At 70.1% G+C, this 23,352-nt stretch carries 20 protein-coding genes; 13 read left to right on the forward strand and 7 right to left on the reverse strand.

Annotated features, from left to right (window positions below; all coding sequences use genetic code 11):
• The first annotated feature begins 1 nt into the window (after position 1).
• Positions 2-4,573 carry a glutamate synthase large subunit gene (gene gltB / locus ACTOWL_RS11545; RefSeq protein WP_441321371.1) on the forward strand — a complete coding sequence of 1,524 codons (4,572 nt, stop codon included), beginning with the start codon at positions 2-4 and terminating at the stop codon, positions 4,571-4,573.
• 4 nt (positions 4,574-4,577) lie between these two features.
• On the opposite strand, the gene ACTOWL_RS11550 is transcribed toward gltB, so the two are convergent.
• Together ACTOWL_RS11550 and ACTOWL_RS11555 are read right to left on the reverse strand one after the other, a co-directional pair.
• Positions 4,578-6,065, reverse strand: a complete 1,488-nt coding sequence (locus ACTOWL_RS11550) for an FAD-binding oxidoreductase (protein WP_441321372.1) — start codon at positions 6,063-6,065, stop codon at positions 4,578-4,580.
• A 66-nt stretch (positions 6,066-6,131) separates the two neighbouring features.
• Entirely contained in the window at positions 6,132-6,512 is a 381-nt protein-coding gene (locus tag ACTOWL_RS11555) for a tautomerase family protein (protein WP_441321373.1), read from the reverse strand.
• A 117-nt stretch (positions 6,513-6,629) separates the two neighbouring features.
• Here ACTOWL_RS11555 and ACTOWL_RS11560 point away from each other — a divergent pair, with 117 nt between their 5' ends.
• The 3 genes from ACTOWL_RS11560 to ACTOWL_RS11570 all read left to right on the forward strand — a co-directional run bounded on the left by ACTOWL_RS11560 (position 6,630) and on the right by ACTOWL_RS11570 (position 8,939).
• Positions 6,630-7,472 carry a LysR family transcriptional regulator gene (locus tag ACTOWL_RS11560; RefSeq protein WP_441321374.1) on the forward strand — a complete coding sequence of 281 codons (843 nt, stop codon included), beginning with the start codon at positions 6,630-6,632 and terminating at the stop codon, positions 7,470-7,472.
• Positions 7,473-7,606: 134 nt separating this feature from the next.
• Positions 7,607-8,275: a glutathione S-transferase family protein gene (locus ACTOWL_RS11565; protein ID WP_342236446.1), complete on the forward strand. Its 669-nt coding sequence runs from the start codon at positions 7,607-7,609 to the stop codon at positions 8,273-8,275.
• 79 nt (positions 8,276-8,354) lie between these two features.
• Complete coding sequence (locus ACTOWL_RS11570; protein WP_441321375.1) at positions 8,355-8,939, forward strand: nitroreductase family protein; 585 nt, start codon at positions 8,355-8,357, stop codon at positions 8,937-8,939.
• A 6-nt stretch (positions 8,940-8,945) separates the two neighbouring features.
• Here ACTOWL_RS11570 and ACTOWL_RS11575 read toward each other — a convergent pair whose 3' ends face one another.
• Entirely contained in the window at positions 8,946-9,872 is a 927-nt protein-coding gene (locus ACTOWL_RS11575) for a LysR family transcriptional regulator (RefSeq protein ID WP_441321376.1), read from the reverse strand.
• Positions 9,873-9,989: 117 nt separating this feature from the next.
• Here ACTOWL_RS11575 and ACTOWL_RS11580 point away from each other — a divergent pair, with 117 nt between their 5' ends.
• Positions 9,990-11,015: an aldo/keto reductase gene (locus ACTOWL_RS11580; protein ID WP_441321377.1), complete on the forward strand. Its 1,026-nt coding sequence runs from the start codon at positions 9,990-9,992 to the stop codon at positions 11,013-11,015.
• 40 nt (positions 11,016-11,055) lie between these two features.
• Here the strand turns inward: ACTOWL_RS11580 and ACTOWL_RS11585 are convergent, their stop codons facing one another.
• The gene (locus tag ACTOWL_RS11585) at positions 11,056-11,814 is read right to left on the reverse strand and encodes an MOSC domain-containing protein (RefSeq protein WP_441321378.1); all 759 of its coding nucleotides are present in this window, start codon (positions 11,812-11,814) and stop codon (positions 11,056-11,058) included.
• A gap of 78 nt (positions 11,815-11,892) precedes the next feature.
• On the opposite strand from ACTOWL_RS11585, the gene ACTOWL_RS11590 reads away from it, so the two are divergent.
• Together ACTOWL_RS11590 and clpB are read left to right on the forward strand one after the other, a co-directional pair.
• Positions 11,893-12,564 carry a YcxB family protein gene (locus tag ACTOWL_RS11590; protein ID WP_441321379.1) on the forward strand — a complete coding sequence of 224 codons (672 nt, stop codon included), beginning with the start codon at positions 11,893-11,895 and terminating at the stop codon, positions 12,562-12,564.
• 177 nt (positions 12,565-12,741) lie between these two features.
• Positions 12,742-15,351 carry an ATP-dependent chaperone ClpB gene (gene clpB / locus ACTOWL_RS11595; protein ID WP_441321380.1) on the forward strand — a complete coding sequence of 870 codons (2,610 nt, stop codon included), beginning with the start codon at positions 12,742-12,744 and terminating at the stop codon, positions 15,349-15,351.
• 38 nt (positions 15,352-15,389) lie between these two features.
• Here the strand turns inward: clpB and ACTOWL_RS11600 are convergent, their stop codons facing one another.
• On the reverse strand, positions 15,390-16,295 hold the full coding sequence (locus tag ACTOWL_RS11600; protein ID WP_441321381.1) for a LysR family transcriptional regulator: 906 nt from the start codon (positions 16,293-16,295) through the stop codon (positions 15,390-15,392).
• Between the two features lie 112 nt (positions 16,296-16,407).
• Between ACTOWL_RS11600 and ACTOWL_RS11605 the strand changes: the two genes are divergently transcribed.
• The 3 genes from ACTOWL_RS11605 to ACTOWL_RS11615 are packed head-to-tail and all read left to right on the forward strand — an operon-like array spanning position 16,408 to position 17,943.
• Positions 16,408-17,139, forward strand: coding sequence for an SDR family oxidoreductase (locus tag ACTOWL_RS11605; RefSeq protein WP_441321382.1), 732 nt, complete (start codon positions 16,408-16,410; stop codon positions 17,137-17,139).
• 12 nt (positions 17,140-17,151) lie between these two features.
• Positions 17,152-17,514: an Atu4866 domain-containing protein gene (locus ACTOWL_RS11610; RefSeq protein ID WP_441321383.1), complete on the forward strand. Its 363-nt coding sequence runs from the start codon at positions 17,152-17,154 to the stop codon at positions 17,512-17,514.
• A 45-nt stretch (positions 17,515-17,559) separates the two neighbouring features.
• A complete protein-coding gene (locus tag ACTOWL_RS11615; protein ID WP_441321384.1) occupies positions 17,560-17,943 on the forward strand; it encodes a VOC family protein in 384 nt (127 codons plus the stop codon).
• A gap of 5 nt (positions 17,944-17,948) precedes the next feature.
• On the opposite strand, the gene rsgA is transcribed toward ACTOWL_RS11615, so the two are convergent.
• Positions 17,949-19,019 (reverse strand): ribosome small subunit-dependent GTPase A, encoded by a 1,071-nt coding sequence (rsgA, locus tag ACTOWL_RS11620; RefSeq protein WP_441321385.1) that lies wholly within the window; start codon positions 19,017-19,019, stop codon positions 17,949-17,951.
• A gap of 264 nt (positions 19,020-19,283) precedes the next feature.
• Here rsgA and ACTOWL_RS11625 point away from each other — a divergent pair, with 264 nt between their 5' ends.
• From ACTOWL_RS11625 to ACTOWL_RS11635, 3 genes are all read left to right on the forward strand, one after another.
• The gene (locus tag ACTOWL_RS11625; RefSeq protein ID WP_441321386.1) at positions 19,284-20,216 is read left to right on the forward strand and encodes a cyclase family protein; all 933 of its coding nucleotides are present in this window, start codon (positions 19,284-19,286) and stop codon (positions 20,214-20,216) included.
• 63 nt (positions 20,217-20,279) lie between these two features.
• Complete coding sequence (locus ACTOWL_RS11630; protein WP_441321387.1) at positions 20,280-21,149, forward strand: alpha/beta hydrolase family protein; 870 nt, start codon at positions 20,280-20,282, stop codon at positions 21,147-21,149.
• Positions 21,150-21,164: 15 nt separating this feature from the next.
• Positions 21,165-22,322, forward strand: a complete 1,158-nt coding sequence (locus ACTOWL_RS11635; protein WP_441321388.1) for a M14 family metallopeptidase — start codon at positions 21,165-21,167, stop codon at positions 22,320-22,322.
• A 169-nt stretch (positions 22,323-22,491) separates the two neighbouring features.
• Here the strand turns inward: ACTOWL_RS11635 and ACTOWL_RS11640 are convergent, their stop codons facing one another.
• A complete protein-coding gene (locus ACTOWL_RS11640; RefSeq protein ID WP_441321389.1) occupies positions 22,492-23,172 on the reverse strand; it encodes a hypothetical protein in 681 nt (226 codons plus the stop codon).
• Positions 23,173-23,352: the final 180 nt, after the last annotated feature.

Raw genomic sequence — 23,352 nt, forward strand, 5'->3', positions numbered from 1 at the left:
CATGAGCCAGTTTGAGAAGAGCCTTGGCGAGAAGAATGCCGGCCAGCGCTTCGTCGAGGAATACCAGGCCAATGTCGCCCGGCTGACCGCGGCCCATGCCTACGACCCGGCGGAGGAGCACGATGCCTGCGGCGTTGGCTTCATCGCCACCCTCGACGGCAAGCCGCGGCGCGAGGTGGTGCAGGCCGGCATCGACGCGCTGAAGGCGGTGTGGCACCGCGGCGCGGTCGACGCCGACGGCAAGACCGGCGACGGCGCCGGCATCCATGTCCAGATCCCGCAGCAGTTCTTCCACGAGCATGTCGAGCGCGTCGGCCACCGCCCGATGGCGGGCGTGATCGCGGTCGGCCAGGCCTTCCTGCCGCGCACCGACCTGGAGGCGCAGGAGAAGTGCCGCTGCCTGGTCGAGGGCGAGATCCTCAACTTCGGCTACTACATCTACGGCTGGCGCCAGGTGCCGATCAACGTGGCGATCATCGGCGACAAGGCGAACGCCGCCCGGCCGGAGATCGAGCAGATCATGATCGGCAACCCCAAAGGGGTGCCGGAGGAACAGTTCGAGCGCGACCTCTACATCATCCGGCGGCGGATCGAGAAGGCGGCGCAGGCCGCCGGCATCGCCGATTTCTACCTGTGCTCGCTGTCCTGCCGCTCGATCATCTACAAGGGCATGTTCCTGGCGGCGCAGCTGACCGACTTCTACCCGGACCTGCTGGACGAGCGTTTCGTCTCCAACTTCGCGATCTATCACCAGCGCTATTCGACCAACACCTTCCCGACCTGGCGCCTGGCCCAGCCCTTCCGCATGCTCGCCCACAACGGCGAGATCAACACGCTGAAGGGCAACTCCAACTGGATGCGCGCGCATGAGACGCGCATGGCCAGCCCGGTGTTCGGCGACGCGATCGAGGACATCAAGCCGGTGATCCAGGGTGGCAGCTCGGACTCCGCGGCGCTCGACGCGGTGTTTGAGGTGATGGTCCGCGCCGGCCGCGACGCGCCGCTGGTCAAGGCCATGCTGGTGCCGGAGGCGACGCCGGCCGACGCCGACATCCCGCCGACGCACCGCGCCTTCGTCAGCTACTGCAACGCGGTGATGGAGGCCTGGGACGGGCCGGCCGCGCTGGCCATGTATGACGGTCGCTGGGTGATGGGCGGCATGGACCGCAACGGCCTGCGGCCGATGCGCTACACCCTGACCCATGACGGGCTGCTGATCGCCGGATCCGAAGCCGGGATGGTCCGGCTCGACGAGAACCGGATCGCCGAGAAGGGGCGGCTCGGGCCCGGCCAGATGCTGGCGGTCGATCTGCAGGAGGGGCGCCTCTACCACGACCGCGAGATCAAGGAGGTGCTGGCCGCGCGCCAGCCGTTCCAGGACTGGACCAAGCGGATCAAGGTGATCGACGGGCTGATCCGCGCCGGCGGCGAGGGCACCGAGGCGGCGATGAGCCGCGAGGAGCTGCGCCGGCGCCAGGTCGCCATGAACATCACCATGGAAGACCTGGAGCTGATCCTGCACCCGATGGTGGAGGAGGCGAAGGAGGCGGTGGGGTCGATGGGCGACGACGCGCCGATCGCCATCCTGTCCGACCTGAACCGGCCGCTGCACCACTTCTTCCGCCAGAACTTCAGCCAGGTCACCAATCCGCCGATCGACAGCCTGCGCGAGCGGCGGGTGATGAGCCTGCGCACCCGGCTGGGCAATCTCGGCAACATCCTCGACGAGGATGCCAGCCAGTGCGACCTGCTGCAGCTCGACAGCCCGGTGCTGACCAACGCCGAATACGAGGCGATGCGCGCCTATATGGGCGCGACCGCGGCGGAGATCGACTGCACCTTCGACAACAACGGCGGCGAGCACGCCCTGCGCGACGCGCTGCGCCGGGTCTGCCGCGAGGCCGAGGACGCGGTGCGCGGCGGCGCCACCCACATCGTCCTGACCGACCAGCATGCCGGCCAGGACCGGGTGGCGATCCAGATGATCCTGGCCACCGGCGCCGTCCACACCCATCTGATCCGCCAGTCGCTGCGCACCTTCACCTCGCTGAACGTGCGCTCGATGGAATGCGTCGACGTGCACCATTTCGCGGTGCTGATCGGCGTCGGCGCCACCACGGTGAACGCCTATCTGGCGCAGGAGGCGATCGCCGACCGGCAGCGCCGCGGCCTGTTCGGCGACCTGTCGCTCGACGCCTGCATGAAGCGCTACCGCCAGGCGGTGGACGACGGGCTGCTCAAGATCATGTCGAAGATGGGCATCTCGGTGATCTCGTCCTACCGCGGCGGCTGCAACTTCGAGGCGGTCGGCCTGTCGCGCTCGCTCGTCGCCGAATACTTCCCGGGCATGCCCAGCCGCATCTCCGGCATCGGCATGGCCGGGCTGCAGATGAAGGCGATCGAGATGCACGAGGCGGCGTGGAACCGCAGCGTGGTCACCCTGCCGATCGGCGGCTTCTACCGCTACCGCCAGGGGCAGGAGCGGCACGCCTGGGAAGGCCAGATGATCCACATGCTGCAGCAGGCGGTGGCGACCGACAGCTATTCCCTGTACCGCAAATACTCCGACCTCATCCGGCGCCAGTCGCCGGTGGCGCTGCGCGACCTGCTGGACTTCGTGCCGGTGCGCCAGTCGGTGTCGATCGACGAGGTCGAGAGCATCACCGAGATCCGCAAGCGCTTCGTCACCCCCGGCATGTCGCTCGGCGCGCTGGGGCCGGAGGCGCATGGCACGCTGAACGTCGCCATGAACCGGATCGGCGCCAAGTCGGATTCGGGCGAGGGCGGCGAGGACCCGGCCCGGTTCCGGCCGGACAAGAACGGCGACAACTGGAACTCCGCGATCAAGCAGGTCGCCTCGGGCCGCTTCGGCGTCACCGCGGAATACCTGAACCAGGCGCGCGAGCTGGAGATCAAGGTCGCCCAGGGCGCCAAGCCCGGCGAGGGCGGCCAGCTGCCCGGCTTCAAGGTGACGGTCGAGATCGCCAAGCTGCGCCACGCCACCCCCGGCGTGATGTTGATCAGCCCGCCGCCGCACCACGACATCTACTCGATCGAGGATCTGGCGCAGCTGATCTACGACCTGAAACAGATCAACCCAGACGCCAAGGTCACGGTCAAGCTGGTCAGCCGCACCGGCATCGGCACCATCGCCGCCGGCGTGGCCAAGGCCAATGCCGACATCATCCTGATCTCGGGCCATGTCGGCGGCACCGGCGCCTCGCCCCAGACCTCGCTGAAATTCGCCGGCGTGCCCTGGGAGATGGGCCTGTCCGAGGTGCATCAGGTGCTGACCCTGAACCGGCTGCGCCACCGCATCCGGCTGCGCACCGACGGCGGCATCAAGACCGGGCGCGACGTGGTGATCGCCGCGATCCTCGGCGCCGAGGAGTTCGGCATCGGCACCGCCAGCCTGATCGCCATGGGCTGCATCATGGTCCGGCAGTGCCACTCCAACACCTGCCCGGTCGGCGTCTGCACCCAGGACCCGGAGCTCAGGGCAAGGTTCTCCGGCACGCCCGAGAAGGTGGTGAACCTGTTCAGCTTCATCGCCGAGGAGGTGCGCGAGATCCTGGCCCAGCTCGGCTACCGCTCGATCAACGAGATCGTCGGCCGCACCGAGCTGCTGCGCGAGGTCAGCCGCGGCGCCGCCCATCTCGACGACCTCGACCTCAACCCGCTGCTGGCCAAGGCCGATCCGGGCGAGCATGCGATGTACTGCACGCTCGAGGGCCGCAACCCGGTGCCGGACACGCTGGACGCGCAGATGATCGCCGACGCCCGGCCGCTGTTCGAGCTCGGCGAGAAGACCCAGCTGACCTACTCGATCCGCAACACCCACCGCGCGGTGGGCACGCGGATGTCCTCGATGATCACCCGCAAGTTCGGCATGACCGGGCTGCAGCCGGGCCATGTGACGGTGCGGCTGCGCGGCAATGCCGGCCAGTCGCTCGGCGCCTGGGCGGTGCAGGGGCTGAAGCTCGAGGTGTTCGGCGACGCCAACGACTATGTCGGCAAGGGCCTGTCCGGCGGCACCATCGTGGTCCGGCCCTTCGCGGCCTCGACCTTGAAGACCAACGAGAACACCATCATCGGCAACACGGTGCTGTACGGCGCCACCGCGGGTAAGCTGTTCGCCGCCGGCCAGGCGGGCGAGCGCTTCGCGGTGCGCAACTCCGGCGCCACGGTGGTGGTCGAGGGCTGCGGCTCGAATGGCTGCGAATACATGACCGGCGGCACCGCCGTGATCCTGGGTCCGGTCGGCGACAACTTCGCCGCCGGCATGACCGGGGGCATGGCCTTCGTCTACGACGCCGACGGCAGCTTCGCCCGCCGGGCCAATCCGGAGAGCGTGCTGTGGCAGCGGGTCGAGACCCGGCACTACGACGATCTGCTCCGCACCCTGATCGCCGAGCATGTGCGCGAGACCCAGAGCGCCTGGGCCGCCTCGATCCTGCACGACTGGCCGATCGAGCGGTCGAAGTTCTGGCAGGTGGTGCCGAAGGAGATGGTGTCCCGGCTGCAGCACCCGATCCACGGCGAGGACGAGGCGCTGCGGATCCCGGCGGAGTAAGGGATCAGGCCACGGCGTAGCGCTGGTACAGCCCGTTGCGGAACACGCCGTTCGGGTCGTGCCGGCGCTGCGCCGCGATCACCTCGTCCCAGGCGGGGTAGGCGCGGCGCAGTTGCTCTCCGGTCGCGTGCAGCCGGTAGGGCAGGTAGTAGGTGCCGCCGGTATCGATCGCGGCGTCGATCAGGCCGCGGGTCATGCGCTGCATCCGCTCCTCCCCGGCGGCGGATCTCTCCTGCACGAACAGCATGACCAGGCCGAACACGTCCTCGCGGGCATAGGCCAGGGCGCTGCGGTCGTCGCGGCGGACGTCGCGCACCGTGACGTTCAGCAGGTTGCCCTCGTCGCGCCGGATCACCGCGCGGGCCGCCTGGGCGAAATCCCACAGCCGGGCCCGCGGCGCGAAATACTCGTGCAGGATGTCGGTCGACCCGGCCTCGCGGTTGGCGAACACCGCCGCCGGCTCATTGAGCAGGCTGTTGCGGCTGGTCCGCTCCGCCAGCCACGGCCCGGCCTCGCGCTCCAGCCACCAGCGCAGCGCCTTGCCGGTGTCGCTGCCGGCGGCGTTGCGGAACACCAGCCGCTGCATCCCGCCATGGGTCAGGTCGGGCAGGGGCAGCACCGCGCCGCGGGTCTCCGGCACCGGCACGTACCAGCCCAGCACCGCCTCCTCGAACAGGCTGCCCGGATCGACCGACAGCCGGCCATAGGCCATCTCGACCGGCGCAACCACACGCTCGGCGAAAGCCGCCGCGTAGTCCCGGGTGGGCATGGCGGCGAACTCCGGCACATACATCGCGTTCGGCAGCACCGCGATCTCGGCCTCCAGGATCACCCCGAACAGCCCGTAGCCGCCCAGCGCCAGGCCGAACAGCTCGTCCCCCGGACCGCAGTCGACCACTGCGCCGTCGGCGGTCAGCAACCGCAGCCGCCGCACCGTGCTCGCCGCCGGCGGGCTGTTGGCGTGCCAGCCATGGGCGTTGACGCTCAGCGTGCCGCCGATGCTGAAGTCGTTGTTCGACTGCATCACGGCGGGGGAGAAGCCGGCGGCGTTCAGCGCCGGCACGATGTCGCGCCACAGCGCCCCGCCGCCCACCCGCATCGTGCGGGCCTCAGCGTCGATCGTCAGGCCGTTCAGCGGCAGCGCGTCCAGCACCCAGCCGTCGCGCATCAGGCTCTGCCCGCCCATCGAATGGCGCGCGCCGGACACGGCCAGGCCCGGCTCCTCGCCGGCGGCGATCCGCTGCAGCAGCGGCGCCAGCCGCTTGGCCGCCGCGTCAGGATTTGCCTCGGCGAAGGCGACGCCGCGCACCGGCGTCGGGTTCAGGCCGCTGGCATCGTCCAGCAGCGTCCTTGGCGGGGCGGGAGGCGGCAGCCCGGCCGCGTCGGACAGCCGTTGCAGCCAGGCCCCGCCCACACCGCCCAGCGCCGCCGAGCCCAGCACCACGGCACCGGTCGCCAGCACGCGCCGGCGCGTCGATCCCCTCCTGGCCATGCTTCCCCCGCACCGTCCCCTGCCGGCGATAGTATGACCGGGAAGGGCGTGGGATTATGGCGAAGCTCAGACGTATTGCGCGATACCGTTGCCGAACGACCAGTTCTCCTTCGCCACCTCGACCAGGTTGATGAACACATCCTCGCGGCGCAGGCCGGGGCTCTCGGCCAGCCGGTCGGCGAGGCGGCGGTACAGCGCCTGCTTCTGCTCGACAGTCCGGGTGTTGCTGACCGTGGCCTGGATGAACACGACGTCGCTGGTGCGAGCTATGTCGGGATAGGTCGGGTCGAAGTCGAAGCCGGTGTCGTCATGCTCGTGCACCAGGATGAAGCGGTCGTTCTCCGGCACATTGAAGGTCTCGTGCAGGGACAGGTAGGCGGCGTCGCGGATGGCCTGGATGTGGCCGGCCGGCTTGCCCTTGCGCAGCGAGATGCGGACGAGGGGCATGGGATGTCTCCAAGGTCGGGCGGCGAGGCCGCGGTGCCTCAGATATAGCTCCCGCTTGATCATTTCGGAATGAACTCGATATCACTATCAGTGATGATGATCTGAAATGATGAAGCGATGCGCTCCCTCGATCTCGATGCCGTCCACACCTTCGTGCTGGTCGCCGACCACGGCAGCTTCACCCGGGCGGCCGACGCGCTCGGTGCCACCCAGTCCGGCATCAGCCTGCGGCTGAAGCGGCTGGAGGACCGGCTCGGCGTCCGGCTGTTCGAGCGCACGCCGCGGCTGGTGCGGCTGACGCCGCAGGGCGAAGCCTTCCTGCCGCGGGCGCGGCTGCTCCTGGAGGCGCAGGATGATGCGATCGCCGCGGTCTCGGCCCGGCCGCAGCGGCTGGTGCTGGGCATCAGCGACCATGTCGCGGGGCCGGGGCTGCTGGCCCGGGTGGCGGGGCAGGGCCCCGGCCTGGCGCTGGAGGTCCGGCTCGACCTGTCACAGGACCTGCTGGCCGAGTACGATTCCGGCCTCCTTGACGCCGTGATCGTCCGCCGCGACGCCGGCCGCCGCGACGGCGAGGCGCTGTTCCGCGACGAGTTCGGCTGGTTCGCCTCGACCGGCTGGCACCACCATCCGGGCGACCCGCTCCCTCTGGTCACCCGGGCGGCGCGCTGCGGCGTGCGCACGGTGGCGCTGCGTGCGCTCGACGCCGCCGGCATCGCCTGGGCCGAGGTCTTCGTCGGCGGCGGCAGCGCCGCGGTGGCGGCGGCGACCATGGCGGGGCTCGGCGTGTCGCCCCTGGCCCGCCGGACGGCGCCGCCCGGGACCGTCGATGTCGGGCCGCGGCTCGGCCTGCCGGCCCTGGCCCCGATCCAGGTGATGCTGCATTCGCGCCTGTCCGACCCCCGGCTCGCCGGGGCCCTGCGCGGCCTCGCCGCCGCCTTCCGCATGCCGGTCGTGGCGTGACTCGCCGTCGCAGCCAGACCAAAGGCATGGGCTCGCCGGTTGGTTCCCGGCCGCGGCGCGGGGGTGGCATGTGCCGCCGCAGCGCAACGCGACTCTTACCGAACCATGGCGGCATCGGTTAGAGTTCGCGCGCCATGCGAACCCTCTACCACATCTGGCTCTCCGCCCAGTCCCGCATCGTCCGGCTGCTGCTGGCCGAGAAGGATCTGCATTGCGACACCAAGGTCGAGCGGGTGTGGGAGCGCCGCGAGGAGTTCCTCGCCCTCAACCCGACGGGCGAGGTGCCGCTGCTGATCGAGCCGGACGGCACGACGCTGACCGATGTCTGGGTCATCGTCGAATACATGGAGGAGATGCATCCCGAGGTGCCGCTGCTGGGCGACACCACCCTGGCGCGGGCCGAGACCCGGCGCCTCCTGGTCTGGTTCGACCAGAAGTTCGGCCGCGAGGTCACCGAGAACCTGGTCGGCGAGAAGTTCATGAAGCGGGTGACGCGCAGCGGCCAGCCCAGCTCCGACGCGATCCGTGCCGGCCGGCAGAACGTGCACTACCATCTCGACTACATCTCCTACCTCGCCGAGACCCGGCGCTGGCTGGCCGGCGACGAGTTCAGTCTGGCCGACATCGCCGCCGCGGCCCATCTCTCGGTGGTCGACTATCTCGGCGACGTGCCCTGGGATGCCCATCCCGAGGCGCGGCAATGGTATTCGCGCATAAAGTCCCGGCCCAGCTTCCGGCCGCTGCTGGAGGACCACGTCCCCGGCATTCCGGCGCCGGCGCATTACCGCGACCTGGATTTCTGACCCGGTCCGTCCTATCTGTGTTGTTGAGAGTGATTCTTAGATAGCCCCGTCCTGCGCGGCGGATCATCGGAGACGAAGCATGGATGCGTTGGATCTTCTGCTGAAGCGCCGCTCGGTGCCGGCCCGCAACATGGTCGAGCCCGGGCCGGATGCGGCGGCGCTGGAGCGGATCCTGCGGGCCGGCACGCGGGTGCCGGACCACGGCAAGCTGGCGCCCTGGCGCATCCAACTGCTGCGCAAGGACGGGCAGCGCCGGCTGGGCGAGGCGATGGCCGGGATCTTCGCCCGCGAGACCCCGGACGCCACCGAGGCGCTGGTCGAGGCGATGCGGCAGAAGCCGGCCCTGGCGCCGCTGCTGCTGGTGATCACCCACAAGCCGCAGCCCGGCAAGATCCCGGAGCTGGAGCAGATCCTGTCCGGCGGCGCGCTGTGCCAGAACATCCTGGTGGCGGCGCATGCCCAGGGCTATTGCGCAAGCTGGATCACCGGCTGGCCGGCCTACCACCCGCAGATCGTCGAGCTGCTGGGCCACAACCCGGCGACCGACAAGATCATCGGCTTCATCTATCTCGGCACCCCGTCCGAGCCGATGGAGGACCGGCCGCGCCCGGCGCTGTCCGACGTCGTCACCGAATGGTCCGGCGCGCCGGTGCAGGTGGCCTGAGGCCGCCTACGCCGCGGCGGCGGCCACCCGGTCCGACTCCAGCAGCGCCAGGAAGGCCCGCGCCGCCGGGTTGACTGGGCCGTCCCCGGCGCCGCGCTCGGCATGGGCGACGCCCAGCTCCCAGCAGATCTCGGGCGGGGCCAGCGTCGCCACCGCCAGCGGCGGGCGGTGCGGGTCGGCCGGATGGGCGGCGATCAGCGCCTCCGGGACCAAAGCGATGCCGAGGCCGAGAGCGACGAGGTCCAGCGCGGTCGGCAGGTCGTTGACCTCGAAGCCGGTGCGGCGCTCCACCCGCACCCGGGCGAAGGCCTGATCGACCATCTGCCGGGTGCCCCAGTCGGTCTGGAAATCGACGAAGGTCTCGCGGCCCAGCCGGCTCAGGGCCACATTCTTGCGGCCTGCCAGCGGATGGTCGTGGCGGCAGGCGGCGACCAGTTCCTCGCAGGCCAGCATGGTGGCCTGGACGTCCGGCGGCGGCGCCGGCTGCATCGGCACGAAGGCCAGGTCCACTCGGCTGTCGCGCAGCTTCTCGAACAGCCGGTCCGAGCCGCCCTGGCACAGCCGGATCTCGACCCCGGGATGGGCGGCGTGGAATCGGGCCAGCAGCTCCGGCAGGTCGACGAAGGGGGACAGGCTGTGGGTGGTGCCGATCGCCAGCCGGCCGCGCGCCAGCCCCTGCACCGCGGCGACGGCGTCGCGGGCACCCTGCGCCGCCGCCAGCACCCGCCGCGCCTCTTCGGCCAGCACCCGGCCGGCGGCGGTCAGGTCGACCCGCCTCGTGCTGCGGATGAACAGCGGTGCGCCCAGCTCCTCCTCCAGCGCCCGGATCGAGGCCGACAGGCCGGACTGCACGATGTTCACCCGCCGGGCGGCGCGGGTGAAGTGCTGCTCCTCCGCCACCGCCAGGAAATGCTCCAGCTGCCTCAGATCCATGGTCCTGCCCGATCCTGCCGATTGTTCTGCGATCATGCTGAATGCGATCTGAACATTCAATTGGAACGCTGAATGCGACACCGCCATCTTTCATGTCGGACTTGAAGGAGCAAACCGATGAGTGAGACCAACGGCCGCACGCATCTGCCGACACGGCGCTTCGGCACCACCGACATGGCGATCACCCGGGTCGGCTTTGGCGCCTGGGCGATCGGCGGCGCCGGCTGGGCCGCGGCCTGGGGCGAGCAGGACGACGACGCCTCGGTGGCGGCGATCCGCCACGCCGCCGAGGTCGGCATCAACTGGATCGACACCGCGGCGGTGTACGGCCTCGGCCATTCCGAGGAGATCGTCGGCCGCGCCCTGCGCGAGATCCCGGCCGACAAGCGGCCCTATGTCTTCACCAAGGGCGGCCTGATCTGGGACGAGGCCGACCGCACCGCCGTGCCGAAGCGTGTCGGCGCCCCGGCCAGCCTGCGGCGCGAGGTCGAGGCCTCGCTGCGCCGGCTCGGGGTCGAGCGCATCGACCTGTACCAGCTGCACTGGCCGGCCGAGGACGGCACGTCGATCGAGACCCTGTGGCAGACCTTCCTCGACCTGAAGGCGGAAGGGAAGGTGCGGGCCATCGGCCTGTCCAACCACAATGTCGAGCTGCTGGTGCGGGCCGAGGCGGTCGGCCATGTCGACACGCTGCAGCCGCCCTTCTCGGCGATCCGCCGCGATATTGGGGCGTCGGAGCTGCCCTGGTGCGCGAAGCACGAAACCGGCGTCATCGTCTACAGCCCGATGCAGTCCGGTCTCCTGACCGGCGCCTTCACGGCGGAGCGGGCAGCGGCGCTGCCGAAGGACGACTGGCGCTCGCGCTCGCCGCACTTCACCGGCGACGGCCTGGCCCGCAACCTGGCGCTGGCCGCGGCGCTGAAGCCGGTGGCGGCGCGCCATGGCTCCTCGGTCGCCGCCGTGGCGGTGGCCTGGACCCTGGCCTGGCCGGCGGTCACCGCCGCCATCGTCGGCGCCCGCAGCCCCGAGCAGGTCGATGGCTGGCTCGACGCCGCGAGGCTGGAGCTGACGCCGGAGGATGTCCAGGAGATCGCCGCCGCGATCGAGAGCACCGGCGCCGGCACCGGGCCGGTGCGGCCGTAACGGGTTTGCGTGGACCGGGTTCGCCTCCGGGCGGACCCGGTCACTCGACCGTCAGCGCATCCCCTTCGGCGATCCGGCCGCCGGCCAGGACCTCGGCGTAGATGCCGCAGTCGGCATGGCCGAAGCCGCTGATCAAGGCCTTGGGGATGTTCAGGTCGCGCTCGCCGGTCGCCGGGTTGACGTTGATGGCGGCGCAGCGGGTGATCCGTGAGACGACCTTGAGCCGCACCGGCCCGATCGCCAGCTCGCGGCCGATCCAGTCGAACTCCGCCCAGGCCGGCAGGCCGTCGAGAATGAGGTTGCCGCGGAAGCGCCGCGGGTCGACCGGGGCTCGCGTCACCCGCTCGATGTCCTTCACCGACGCCAGGTTGATCAGCGAGACCAGCTTCTCCGGCTTGTCGGTGAAGGCGATGCCGGGGGCGGAGACGATCTTCACCGCGCCGCGCTGGTCCTTCATGAAGGCGTTCAGGAACTGGTTGATCAGCTCCTGCCCGATCGGCATCGACAGCAGCCCGCGCGCCACCTGCTTGCCGTCCCGCTTCAGCGTCAGCGCCTCGGTGGCGTCGTCATAGTCGATGCCCAGCAGCGCCAGCCGCTCGTCGGTCATCCGCTGCAGGAATTGCCGCTTCGGCTGCCAGCTCGGCGCCGTCGGGTCGCATTGGCTGGCGCCATGGACGATGGCGAAGCGCCGGTCGTGCGGCAGCGTCTCGCCGGCGGCGAGATCCGTGGCGGCCAGTTTCTGCCCGGCCAGGCCCTTGACGGGATAGCGGTACAGGTCGACGAGGCGGGCGGCGGTCATGGCGGGTCTCGGGTTCCGGGCAAAAACCCTAGCGCGTTATGGCCAGCAGAAACAATCAGCGCGCCGAGGATCGCCGCTATGCGCGATTGGGACCTTGAGACGGCCTTGGCCCCGCCTTTGCCGCCGTCAATCTGTGAGATATGCTCGGGAAACCACTTGCCGGGATGGCCTATTTTGAATATGCCGATTTCCTCCTCCGCAGAGACACGGATTGCACTCACTTACCGTCTCGACAGATCCGACTATATCGAATTCAGCCTCTTTTGTCTGAGTCGGACAGAGGTAAAGATTCGGGGGAGGAAGAAATTCGCTAGAAGCTTTGTGATTTGGCTCCTTGTTGGCTTGGCATTGTTTGCTGTGATGAGCGATAGTGTGGTTGGGCCTGTTCCGCGTTCTACTATTCTGTATATTTCCTTCGGAATATTCCTGATCTGCGTACCTTACTTGGTGTTTCGGAAGCACTTTCAGCGTCGCTCGATCCAGCGCACCATCGGTTCCGACCCCGGCGCGACGTTCGAAGGGCAGGTGGACCTTGTCCTGGATGACCAGGGCGTCGATTGCCGCTCCGACGGGAGCCATTCGTTGATGGAATGGCGAGCCTTTCGCCGGGTCGAGGAAACCCCGACGCATATATTCCTGCTGATCAGCGACCTTCAGGCTCTGATTATTCCGAAGCGTGACCTCAGTGTCGAACTGGCGTCCGAGATCGTCCGGTTTTCGGCGGAGCGCATGGCGTTGAGCGGCGGCTGAGACCAGGCTGTCGCGACACGATCACCACTGCCGGCCCGAAGGTCTCCGACGGCCCTTGTTGCCGCCGGGCCACACCCCTACATCAGTCCTGCATCCTCCCGGATCGCACATGACGTGGATCAAGGCGGGGTCGGGCTTCGAGCAAGACGACCGCGCCGGACAGCGGAGACTAGACGTATGGATCTTCAGAAGTTCACCGAGCGCAGCCAGGGGTTCCTCCAGGCCGCTCAGACCGCGGCCCTGACCCGCGGCCACCAGCAGCTTTTGCCCGAGCACCTGCTGAAGGTGTTGCTCGACGATGAGGAAGGGCTCGCGGCCAATCTGATCCGCAGCGCCGGTGGCCGGCCCGAGGCCGCGGCCCAGGCGGTGGAGCAGGCGCTGGCCAAGCAGCCCAAGGTCGAGGGCGGCGGCGGCCAAGTCTATATGAGCCGCGAGCTGGCGCGGGTGCTGGACCAAGCGCAGGAGCAGGCGAAGAAGGCGGGCGACCAGTATGTCGCGGCCGAACGCCTCCTGCTCGCGCTGGCCATCGCCAAGGAGACCGAGGCCGGCCGCGCCTTGGTCCAGGCCGGGGTGACGCCGCAGACGCTGAACCGCGCCGTCGACGCCATGCGCAAGGGCCGCACCGCCGACAGCCCCGGCGCCGAGGGCCAGTACGAGGCCCTGAAGAAATACGCGCGCGACCTGACCGAGGCCGCGCGGTCGGGCAAGCTCGACCCGGTGATCGGCCGCGACGAGGAGATCCGCCGCACCATCCAGGTGCTGTCGCGCCGCACCAAGAACAACCCGGTGCTGATCGGCGAGCCCGGCGTCGGCAAGACCGCGATCGTCGAAGGCCTGGCCCTGCGCATCGTCAACGGCGACGTGCCGGAGAGCCTGAAGAACAAGCGCCTGCTGGCGCTCGACCTCGGCGCGCTGGTCGCCGGTGCCAAGTTCCGCGGCGAGTTCGAGGAGCGGCTGAAGGCCGTGCTGCAGGAGGTGACGTCGGCGGCCGGCGAGATCGTGCTGTTCATCGACGAGATGCACCAGCTGGTCGGCGCCGGCAAGGCGGACGGCGCCATGGACGCGTCGAACATGCTGAAGCCGGCCCTGGCGCGCGGCGAGCTGCACTGCGTCGGCGCCACCACGCTCGACGAGTACCGCAAGCATGTCGAGAAGGATGCGGCGCTGGCCCGTCGGTTCCAGCCGGTCTTCGTCTCCGAGCCGACGGTCGAGGACACCATCTCGATCCTGCGCGGCCTGAAGGAGAAGTACGAGCTGCATCACGGCGTGCGCATCACCGATGGCGCGATCGTGGCCGCGGCCACCTTGTCGAACCGCTACATTACCGACCGGTTCCTGCCGGACAAGGCGATCGACCTCGTCGACGAGGCCGGGGCGCGGCTGCGCATGCAGGTCGACAGCAAGCCCGAGGAGATCGAGGCGCTGGACCGGCGCACCATGCAGCTGAAGATCGAGCGTGAGGCCCTGAAGAAGGAGACCGACGCGGCCTCGAAGGACCGCCTCGCCAAGCTGGAGCAGGAGCTGGCCGAGCTGGAGGAGCAGTCCTCCTCCCTGACCGCGGCCTGGACCGCGGAGAAGGAGAAGCTGTCCGCCGCGACCAAGGTCAAGGAGCAGCTGGACCAGGCCCGGGGCGAGCTGGAGCAGGCGCAGCGCGGCGGCAACTGGGCCCGCGCCGGCGAGCTGACCTATGGCGTGATCCCGGATCTCGAGAAGAAGCTCAAGGAGGCCGAGGCGGCCCAGGCCTCGCACATGGTGCGCGAGGAGGTGCAGGCCGACGACATCGCCGCGGTGGTCAGCCGCTGGACCGGCGTGCCGGTCGACAGGATGCTGGAGGGCGAGCGCGAGAAGCTGCTCCATATGGAGGAGAAGCTGAAGACCCGCGTGGTCGGCCAGGACGAGGCGCTGACCGCGGTGGCCAATGCGGTGCGGCGCGCCCGCGCCGGGCTGCAGGACCCGAACCGGCCGATCGGCAGCTTCCTGTTCCTGGGCCCGACCGGCGTCGGCAAGACCGAGTTGACCAAGGCGCTGGCCGAGTACCTGTTCGACGACGACACGGCGATGGTCCGCATCGACATGTCGGAATACATGGAGAAACACGCGGTCAGCCGGCTGATCGGCGCCCCGCCGGGCTATGTCGGCTATGACGAGGGTGGGGCGCTGACCGAGGCGGTGCGGCGCCGGCCCTACCAGGTGATCCTGTTCGACGAGGTCGAGAAGGCCCATCCGGACGTCTTCAACGTGCTGCTGCAGGTGCTGGACGACGGCCGACTGACCGACGGGCAGGCGCGGACGGTCGATTTCCGCAACACGCTGATCGTCATGACCTCGAACCTCGGCTCCGAGCATCTCGCCGTGGCCTCGATCGAGCAGGGCGACAGCGAGGGCGAGATCGACTTCGTCAGCCGCGAGAAGGTGCTGATGGCGGTGCGCCAGCACTTCCGGCCGGAGTTCCTGAACCGGCTCGACGAGATGATCGTGTTCCGCCGCCTGACCCGGGCGAACATGACCGGCATCGTCGAGATCCAGCTGGGCCGCCTGCGCCAGCTGCTGGCCGACCGCAAGGTGGTGCTGGAGCTGGACGACAAGGCCAAGGGCTGGCTGGCGGAGCAGGGCTACGACCCGATCTACGGGGCGCGGCCGCTGAAGCGGGTGATCCAGCGCGAGCTGCAGAACCCGCTGGCGACGGCGATCCTGGAGGGCCGGGTGGTCGACGACAGCATGGTCAAGGTCACCGCCGGCGAGGACGGGCTGGTGCTCGAGCCCCAGCCGCTCGCCGCGGCCGCCTGATCGACCGGACGGGAAGGGGTGCTTCGGCGCCCCTTTTCCTACACCGTGATCTCGAAGACGAAGTCGAGGAAGGCGCGCACCCGGGCCGGGGGCAGGCCGCGCGAGCGGTGATAGGCGTAGACCGGGAAGCGCTCGTCCGACCAGTCGGGCAGCAGCCGGACCAGCCGGCCGGAGGCCAGCAGGTCGCGCACGCTGAACTCCAGCGGCTGGCCGATGCCCTGTCCGCCCAGCAGGGCGCCGATCAGGCTGCCGGAATCGTTCACCGTCAGCCGGCCCCGCACCGGGACCGACAGCACCTCGGCCTTGCGCCGGAACTCCCACTCATAGGGCCGGCCGGTGGCGGCTTCCCTGACCAGCACGCATTCATGGCCGTCCCGCACCAGCTCGTCGGGATGCTGCGGCCGGCCGCGCCGGGCCACGTAGTCGGGCGCGGCGCAGGTCAGCACCCGGGTCTCCAGCAGCAGCTTGCTGTTCAGGCCTGAGGGTTCGGGCTCGCCGAAGCGCAGGGCGATGTCGAAGCCCTCGGCCACCAGGTCGCCGATGCGGTCGCGCACCACCAGCTCCAGCTCGATCTCCGGATGGCGCGCCATGAAGCCGGCCAGGCGCGGGGCCAGGACGGAGTGGCCGAAGGCGGCGTCGGCATTGACCCGCAGCCGGCCGCGCACCGCGGTGGCGCCGCCCGACGCCTCGGCCGCCCGCTCCTCGATGCCGGTCAGGTGCGGCATCACCCCGTCGTAGAAGCGGCGGCCTTCCTCGGTCAGCGTGATCGCCCGCGGCGTGCGGTCGAACAGGCGCACGCCCAGCCGCGCCTCCAGCCGGGCGACGGCGCGGCTGACGCCGGACTGGGTCAGCCCCAGGCTGTCGGCGGCCCGCACGAAGCTGCCGGCCTCGACCACCGCAGCCACGGCGCTGATGCCGCTCAGCAGGCGGCCGTCGAAGGCCATGAGCACGACTCCCAGTCATCAAAATGATGTCCACTATGCGCTCGTGTCGCGACGGGTCAAGCCATAGGGTCCCCGGCAGCGGCGATCGGCGCCGCAGCTGAAGGAGATCCCTATGGAAGGCAAAGTCATCGCCGTCACCGGCGCGTCGAGCGGCATCGGCGAGGCCGTGGCGCGCCATTTCGCCAGGGCCGGCGCCGCGGTGATGCTGGGCGCCCGCCGCCTGCACCGGCTGGAGGTCTTGGCCGACGAGATCCGCCGCGACGGCGGCCGGGTGGCGCTGCAGCGCCTGGACGTCACCCGCCGCGAGGATGCGGAGGCCTTCGTCCAGGCCGCGGTGGCGCAGTTCGGCCGGCTGGACGTGATCGTCAACAACGCCGGCGTGATGCCGCTGTCGCCGGTGGCGGAGCTCAAGGTCGACGAATGGGACCGGATGGTCGATGTCAACCTCAAGGGTGTGCTGTACGGCGTCGCCGCGGCCCTGCCGGTGTTCCTCGCCCAGGGCTCCGGCCACATCGTCAACGTCACCTCGGTCGCCGACCGGCGGGTGGTGCCGACCGCCGCGGTCTATTCGGCGACGAAGTACGCCGTGCGCGCCTTCTCCGAGGGGCTGCGGCAGGAGATCGGCGGCGGCATCCGGGTCACGGTGGTGGCGCCGGGCGCGACGGAATCGGAGCTGGCCAACGGCATCTCCGACCCCGAGCTGCGGCGGGCGGCGATCGAGGATTACCGCCGCGAGCTGATCCCGGCCGAGGCCATCGCCCGCGCCATCGCCTACGCCGTCGCCCAGCCGCCGGAGATCGACGTCAACGAGCTGGTCGTGCGCCCGACCGCCCAGGCCTATTGAGGGAATGCGGCGATGGCGCTCTCCCATATCGCCCTGGCGGCCCTGGCGGTTCTTGCCGCCCCCGCCGCCGAAGCCCAGTCCCAGACCATCCCGGCACAGGCCATCGAAATGACACGCACCGACCTCTCCGAAGCCGATCTCGTCGGCATGTGGGTGACCGAGAACGGCCACATCCGGCTCGAGCTGCTGCCCGGCGGCCGTTATGACGAGGCCCGCGGCGCCCGGCGCAGCGCTTATACCGGCCGCTGGGAGATCCGCGGCCCGGGCGAGATCTTCTTCGCCGATGATTCCGGCTTCACCGCCACCGGCACCGTCGCCGAAGGAACCCTGGAGGTGGGCGGTGACCGCTTCCGCCGGGACGGGCGCTGGGACTGACCGGCGCGCCGTCCTATCATCCGGCAGTCTGAGGAGAAGGACCGCATGATCCGCATCGACCATCTCGACCATCTGGTGCTGACCGTGGCCAGCATCGAGGCGACCTGCGATTTCTACGCCCGCGCGCTGGGCATGAGCGTCGAGACCTTCGGCCAGGGCCGCACCGCGCTGCGCTTCGGCGACCAGAAGATCAACCTGCACCAGGCCGGACGCGAGTTCGAGCCGAAGGCGCTGCGGCCGACGCCCGGATCGGCCGATCTCTGCTTCATCGCCGCGACGCCGCTGGCGGAGGTGGTGACCCATCTCGACAGCCTCGGCATCGCCATCGAGGAGGGCCCGGTGCCCCGCACCGGGGCGACCGGGCCGATCCGCTCGGTCTATCTGCGCGATCCCGACGCCAACCTGATCGAGATCTCGAACCCGGCCTGAGGGCGTCACTCCCAATCCCCCCGCTTCTTGCCGGCGCGGTACTGCTTGGTGCGATGGATCCAGACCTTGCGCGCCTCGGCCCGGGCCAGCGGGTCCTCCTTGCGGTCGAGATGCGCCAGCTCGCGCTGCAGCTTGCCCCAGCTGCGCCAGCGCTCCGGGTCCAGGCTGCCGTCCTCCAGCGCCGCGCGCACGGCGCAGCCGGGCTCCGCCTCGTGCCGGCAATCGGCGAAGCGGCACGCCGCGGCCAGCGCCTCGATGTCGGCGAAGGTCGCGGCGACGCCGCCCTCGGCGTCCCACAGGCCGAGCTCGCGCATGCCCGGCGTGTCCAGCACCAGCCGGCCGTTCGGCAGCAGCACCAGCTCACGATGGGTGGTGGTGTGGCGGCCGCGGGCGTCGTCCTCGCGGATGCCCCCCGTCGCCATCAGCTCGGTTCCCGCCAGGGCATTGACCAGGCTGGATTTGCCGACGCCCGAGCTGCCCAGCAGCACCGCCGTCTGGCCCGGGGCGAAGCTGTCGCGCAGGCCGTCGACGCCCTCGCCGGTGACGGCGGAGACGACATGGACCGGCACGCCCAGGGCAACCGCCTCGATCTCGGCCAGCGGGCCATCGCGGTCGGCGCAGAGGTCGGCCTTGGTCAGCACCACGACGGGAGAGGCGCCGCTCTCCCATGCCGTGGCCAGATAGCGCTCGATCCGCCGGGCATTGAGCTCGGCGTTCAGCGAGGTGACCAGGAAGGCCACCTCGACATTGGCGGCGACCACCTGGCCGGTGGGGCGGCCGGGGCCGGCGGCCTTGCGGGTGAAGGCGCTGCGCCGCGGCAGCAGCTGGTGGATGGTGGCGCTGCCCTCGTCCGGGCGCAGCGCTGCCGCCACCCAGTCGCCGGCCACCGGATAGTCGCCCTCCAGCGCCTCGTGGGCGAAGCGGCCGGAGAGTTGGCCGGTCATTTCCCCGGCCGGAGTGACCAGCCGGTAGGCGCCGCGCTGCTGCACGGTGACGCGCGCCGGGCTCAGGCCACGGGCGGCATGGGGATGGAAATCCTGCTGGAGCGCTTGGCTCCAGCCATAGCGATCGATCAATGTCGGATCCTCGATCGGAAGCCTGTCAGGCGCCGGCCGAAGAGATCCTGATGTCAGGGAGTCCGAACGGCGGCGCAGCGAAGGGGGGCGCGAAACGCGCGGACAATCGCAGCCATCGTCATACCCTCCTTTCCGAGCCGTCAGGGACCATCCAGGGATAAGCCGGCCGGGGCGGGGCGTCAAGCCGGCGCACGATCTTACCGCTTGGAGGCCGGCCCGGGGTCGGGCGATGCTCGCCGGTGCAAACCATCGAAGGGGGCTTCCATGCTGCGCATTCCGGCCGCGACGGCCGTCCTGTCCCTCACGCTGGCCGCCGCACCGGCGGCACAGGCGGCGGAAGGGTTGTGGAGCGTCTATGACTCGGCGCTGAAGGGCGCCAAGTACATCGACCTGACCCACGCCTTCGCGCCCGACCAGCCGGTCTGGCCGGGCTTCGACAACGCCCAGTTCAAATCGGCCGCGGCCGGCAACCCGCTGCCGGACTACGCCAAGGAGGGCGACGAGTTCAAATACGACCAGCACGGCTTCGTCGCCACCGCCTATGTGCTGCCGACCGACCAGTACGGCACCCAGCTGGACCCGCCGGCGCATTGGGACGAGTTCGGCGCCACCATCAGCGACCTGCCGCCGACCTTCGCGGTGCGGCCGCTGGTGCTGATCGACATCCACGAGAAGGTGGCGAAGGATGCGGGCTACGCCATGACCGTGGACGACGTCACGGCCTGGGAGGCCAAGCACGGCACCGTGCCCGAAGGCAGCGTGGTCATGGTCCGCACCGACTGGTCGAAGAAATGGGGCGACGTGGCCCATTTCAACGACAAGCCGTTCCCCGGCGTGTCGCTGGACGCGCTGAAATTCCTGCATCTCGAGCGCCGCATCCTGTTCCACGGCCATGAGCCGCTGGACACCGATGCCACGCCGACGCTGGAGGGCGAGGCCTGGCTGATGCACAACCACTTCACCCAGGCCGAGGGCGTGGCCAATCTGGACCAGGTGCCGGAGGCCGGGGCGCTGATCACCATCGGCTTCGCCAAGCCGCTGGGCGGCACCGGCGGCTATGCCCGCTACATCGCCATCGCCCCGGCCGACTGGCCGCATGGCGTCACCATCGCCGAGGCGCCCGGCGCGCCGCTGCCGAAGCAGACCGCGCCGCTGCGCCGCGGCCCCGATGGCGTGATGCGGCCGACGCCGCAATAGCGGCAGTCGCCAGTCGGCAAGGACCACAGTGGAGGATCGAGACTCATGTCGAGGATGGTGTTGATGGCGATAGCCCTGTTCGGCGTGGTCTCGGCCCCGGCGGCCGGGCTGGCGGCCGAGAAGAATGTGGAGTTCAAGGTCGACGGTCAGACCGTGGTCGGCACCCTGGCGCTGCCGGACGGCGTCGCCTCGCCGCCGGCCGTGCTGCTGCTGCACGGCTTCACCGGCAGCCGGGACGAGCTGGAGATCCCGGCGGTGAAGGAGGGCATCTTCCGCCGGGCCGCACGGATCTGGGCGGGCCGGGGCATCGCCAGCTTGCGCATCGACTTCCGCGGCAATGGCGACAGCGAGGGCGCCTTCGCCGACATGACGCTGGACGGGCAGGTCAAGGACGCGCTGGCCGCGCTGGAGTTCCTCGCCGGCGAAGGCGGGGTCGACAAGGACCGCATCGCCCTGGTCGGCTGGAGCATGGGCGGGGCGGTCGGCGCCATCGTCGCCGGCCGCACCAAGCAGAAGCTGACCTCGGTCTCGCTCTGGGCGCCGGGCAGCAACATGCCGGCGTCGATCGCCTTGCTGTTCGGGCCGGACATCGTCCGGCAGGGGCTGGCCAGCGGCGACCGGCCGGTCACGGCGAAGCTGCCCTGGGGGGCCGAGGTGTCGCTCAAGAGCGGCTTCTTCCAGAGCCTTTACGCGATCGACCCGGTGGCCGAGATCGCCCGCTACAAGGGGCCGCTGCTGGTCGCGGTCGGCACCAAGGACGACGTGGTCTTCCCGCAGCCGATCGCGGGCCAGGTGCTGCTCGACAACCATGACGGGCCGGAGGAGCTTTGGGTGCGGCCGATGGACCATGTCTTCAACGCCTTCGAAGGCACCGCGATGGTGGACGAGCTGATCGCCAAGACCGGCGACTTCATCGCCGCGGCGATGAAGTAGGCACCGCGCGCACCGATGCCGGATCTGCGGATCACCACCGATTTCGAGGGCGGCAGCGTCGATGTGCTGGAATGCCGCGATCCCGGCGCGATCCGGCTGGCACTGAAGCCCGACGGCCGGGCGCCGGACATGCAGTGGTTCCACTTCCGGCTGCACGGCGCCCGCGGCCGGGACTGCCGCATGACCTTCGAGAACTCGGATCGGCTGGCGCGGCTGGCCGGTCGGGACGAGATCCCGGATTGCTGGACCGGCTATCGCGCCGTCGCCTCGGCCGACGGCACGGAGTGGCTGCGGGTCGGGGCGGACACCAAGGACGGCGTGTTCTCGATCGTCGACCGGCCGCGGCACGACGCCGTCGACTACGCCTATTTCGCGCCCTATCCGCTGGCGCGGCACCGGGCGCTGGTCGACCGCGCCCGGCAGGCGCCGCGGGTGGCGCATGACGTGCTGGGCCGGACGCCGGACGGGCACCCGATCGACCGGCTGACCATCGGCCGGCCGGGGCAGGGCAAACCGCGGCTGTGGATCATGGCGCGGCAGCACCCGTCCGAGACCATGGGCGGCTGGTTCCTGGAGGGGCTGGTGGGCCGGCTGCTCGATCCGGCCGACCCGTTGGCCGCCAAGCTGCGCGAGGCGGCGGTGATCCACATCGTGCCGACCGCCAACCCGGATGGCTGCACCCGCGGCCACACCCGCACCAACGCGCTGGGCATGAACCTGAACCGCGCCTGGGCCGACCCGGCGGCGACCGATGCGCCGGAGGTGGCGGCGATCCGCGGTGCGATGGAGGCGGATGGTGTCGATTTCTGCCTCGACATCCATGGCGACGAGGAACTGCCTTACAATTTCCTCGGCGGGCCGCTGGAGATCCCGTCGCGCAGCCCGGCGCTGCGCCGGCGCTTTGTCGCGTTCATGCGCGGGCTGGAGACGGCGAGCCCGGACTACGACCGCTGCCACCCCTATCCGGGCGGGCCGCCGGCCGAGGCCGATCTGCGCATGGCCTGGAACTGGATCGCCGAGCGCTTCGGTTGCCTCACCGTCCTGCTGGAGATGCCGTTCAAGGACCAGGTCGATGCGCCGGACGCCCGCACCGGCTGGTCGCCGCAGCGCAGCGCCCGCCTCGGCCGGGCGATGCTGGAGCCGATCGCCGCGGCGCTGCCGGGGCTGCGGTAGGGCAGGGGAAACGCGCGGACGCGTGCAGACCCCTTCCCCCTCCCGCAAGGGGAGTGGAGAGCTGGGCCGGCTGGTGAATGGCTTCGTAGGTTGGGTTCGCGGCAAGCGAACCCAACAGAGGCGCGGCGAGATGTTGGGTTCGCCATGCGAACCCAACCTAACTCGGTACTTAGCTGCTGTCCGGCGTCGACGGCTGCGGCAAGGGTCGGCCGTCGGCGGACTCATCCAACTCGATGGACCAGTCCTCTGCGGGCCTGCGATCAGCAATAGCCTCGGCGGTTTCTGCCGGCGGAACGTCCCTCGCCTCGGCGACGTCGTCCCAGCCTTGGGGCAGCCAGGCGGGGTCCGGCGGGCGGCCGATCTTGCGGCACACCTCGCGCACGAACTCCTCCGGCGACAAGGTGTCCAGCTGCACGTCCAGGATCTCGTCCTCGACCAGCGTCTCACGGACGATGGACCGCACGCGTTCGACGTCCTCGACCTCGTCGGGCGCCGCCACTGCCTTGACCGCGGCCTCGGCGGCCTGCTCCCGCCGCCGCCGGCGGCGCTCCTGCTCGCCCGATTCCTTCCGCCCGGCCCGGCGCATCAGATAGTCGGCGCGGATCCGCTCGGTCATGGCGATCGACAGCCGCACCGACCGGGAGAGCCGCGACTGCATCAGCGGGTAGTCCGGCATTTCCGACCCCCGCAGGATCTGCGACTGCTCCCGCACGGTCGCCCGCTTGGTGCTGATGTCCAGGTCGACGATCTCGCGCAGCTTGTCCAGCGCCCACCCCGTCCATTTCATGTCGGGATCGGTCGGCTTGATCTCGTCGGAATCGGATTGCACCATGTCCATAGAACGTATCATGAACGAGAGTCGCCGGTTAACGCAATGAACATTGCGTTAACCACCGGTTCGTCAGGGAATCCGCGGCGTTCGGGCGGCAGCAGACACGAATGTGCCGAGGGTCCGCGCTATGGAGCGGATGCGAATTGGCATACCCGGACGGCTGGCTTGGCATGATGCCGCTTCGCCTGTGCGGCCCGC

Source organism: Inquilinus sp. CA228, from assembly GCF_052078665.1.
Taxonomy (GTDB): domain Bacteria; phylum Pseudomonadota; class Alphaproteobacteria; order DSM-16000; family Inquilinaceae; genus Inquilinus.

What these genes read in the sequence shown, in the direction of transcription:
- ACTOWL_RS11585 (WP_441321378.1), bottom strand. Translation starts at nt 11,814, where the DNA reads ATGACCGCCGCCCGCCTCGTCGACCTGTACCGCTATCCCGTCAAGGGC.
- ACTOWL_RS11580 (WP_441321377.1), top strand. Translation starts at nt 9,990, where the DNA reads ATGAGTGAGACCAACGGCCGCACGCATCTGCCGACACGGCGCTTCGGC.
- ACTOWL_RS11555 (WP_441321373.1), bottom strand. Translation starts at nt 6,512, where the DNA reads ATGCCCCTCGTCCGCATCTCGCTGCGCAAGGGCAAGCCGGCCGGCCAC.
- gltB (WP_441321371.1), top strand. Translation starts at nt 2, where the DNA reads ATGAGCCAGTTTGAGAAGAGCCTTGGCGAGAAGAATGCCGGCCAGCGC.
- ACTOWL_RS11635 (WP_441321388.1), top strand. Translation starts at nt 21,165, where the DNA reads ATGCCGGATCTGCGGATCACCACCGATTTCGAGGGCGGCAGCGTCGAT.
- ACTOWL_RS11610 (WP_441321383.1), top strand. Translation starts at nt 17,152, where the DNA reads ATGGCGCTCTCCCATATCGCCCTGGCGGCCCTGGCGGTTCTTGCCGCC.
- ACTOWL_RS11625 (WP_441321386.1), top strand. Translation starts at nt 19,284, where the DNA reads ATGCTGCGCATTCCGGCCGCGACGGCCGTCCTGTCCCTCACGCTGGCC.
- ACTOWL_RS11615 (WP_441321384.1), top strand. Translation starts at nt 17,560, where the DNA reads ATGATCCGCATCGACCATCTCGACCATCTGGTGCTGACCGTGGCCAGC.
- ACTOWL_RS11575 (WP_441321376.1), bottom strand. Translation starts at nt 9,872, where the DNA reads ATGGATCTGAGGCAGCTGGAGCATTTCCTGGCGGTGGCGGAGGAGCAG.
- ACTOWL_RS11640 (WP_441321389.1), bottom strand. Translation starts at nt 23,172, where the DNA reads ATGATACGTTCTATGGACATGGTGCAATCCGATTCCGACGAGATCAAG.
- ACTOWL_RS11605 (WP_441321382.1), top strand. Translation starts at nt 16,408, where the DNA reads ATGGAAGGCAAAGTCATCGCCGTCACCGGCGCGTCGAGCGGCATCGGC.
- clpB (WP_441321380.1), top strand. Translation starts at nt 12,742, where the DNA reads ATGGATCTTCAGAAGTTCACCGAGCGCAGCCAGGGGTTCCTCCAGGCC.
- ACTOWL_RS11570 (WP_441321375.1), top strand. Translation starts at nt 8,355, where the DNA reads ATGGATGCGTTGGATCTTCTGCTGAAGCGCCGCTCGGTGCCGGCCCGC.
- ACTOWL_RS11550 (WP_441321372.1), bottom strand. Translation starts at nt 6,065, where the DNA reads ATGGCCAGGAGGGGATCGACGCGCCGGCGCGTGCTGGCGACCGGTGCC.
- ACTOWL_RS11630 (WP_441321387.1), top strand. Translation starts at nt 20,280, where the DNA reads ATGGCGATAGCCCTGTTCGGCGTGGTCTCGGCCCCGGCGGCCGGGCTG.
- ACTOWL_RS11590 (WP_441321379.1), top strand. Translation starts at nt 11,893, where the DNA reads ATGCGCGATTGGGACCTTGAGACGGCCTTGGCCCCGCCTTTGCCGCCG.
- ACTOWL_RS11600 (WP_441321381.1), bottom strand. Translation starts at nt 16,295, where the DNA reads ATGGCCTTCGACGGCCGCCTGCTGAGCGGCATCAGCGCCGTGGCTGCG.
- ACTOWL_RS11565 (WP_342236446.1), top strand. Translation starts at nt 7,607, where the DNA reads ATGCGAACCCTCTACCACATCTGGCTCTCCGCCCAGTCCCGCATCGTC.
- ACTOWL_RS11560 (WP_441321374.1), top strand. Translation starts at nt 6,630, where the DNA reads ATGCGCTCCCTCGATCTCGATGCCGTCCACACCTTCGTGCTGGTCGCC.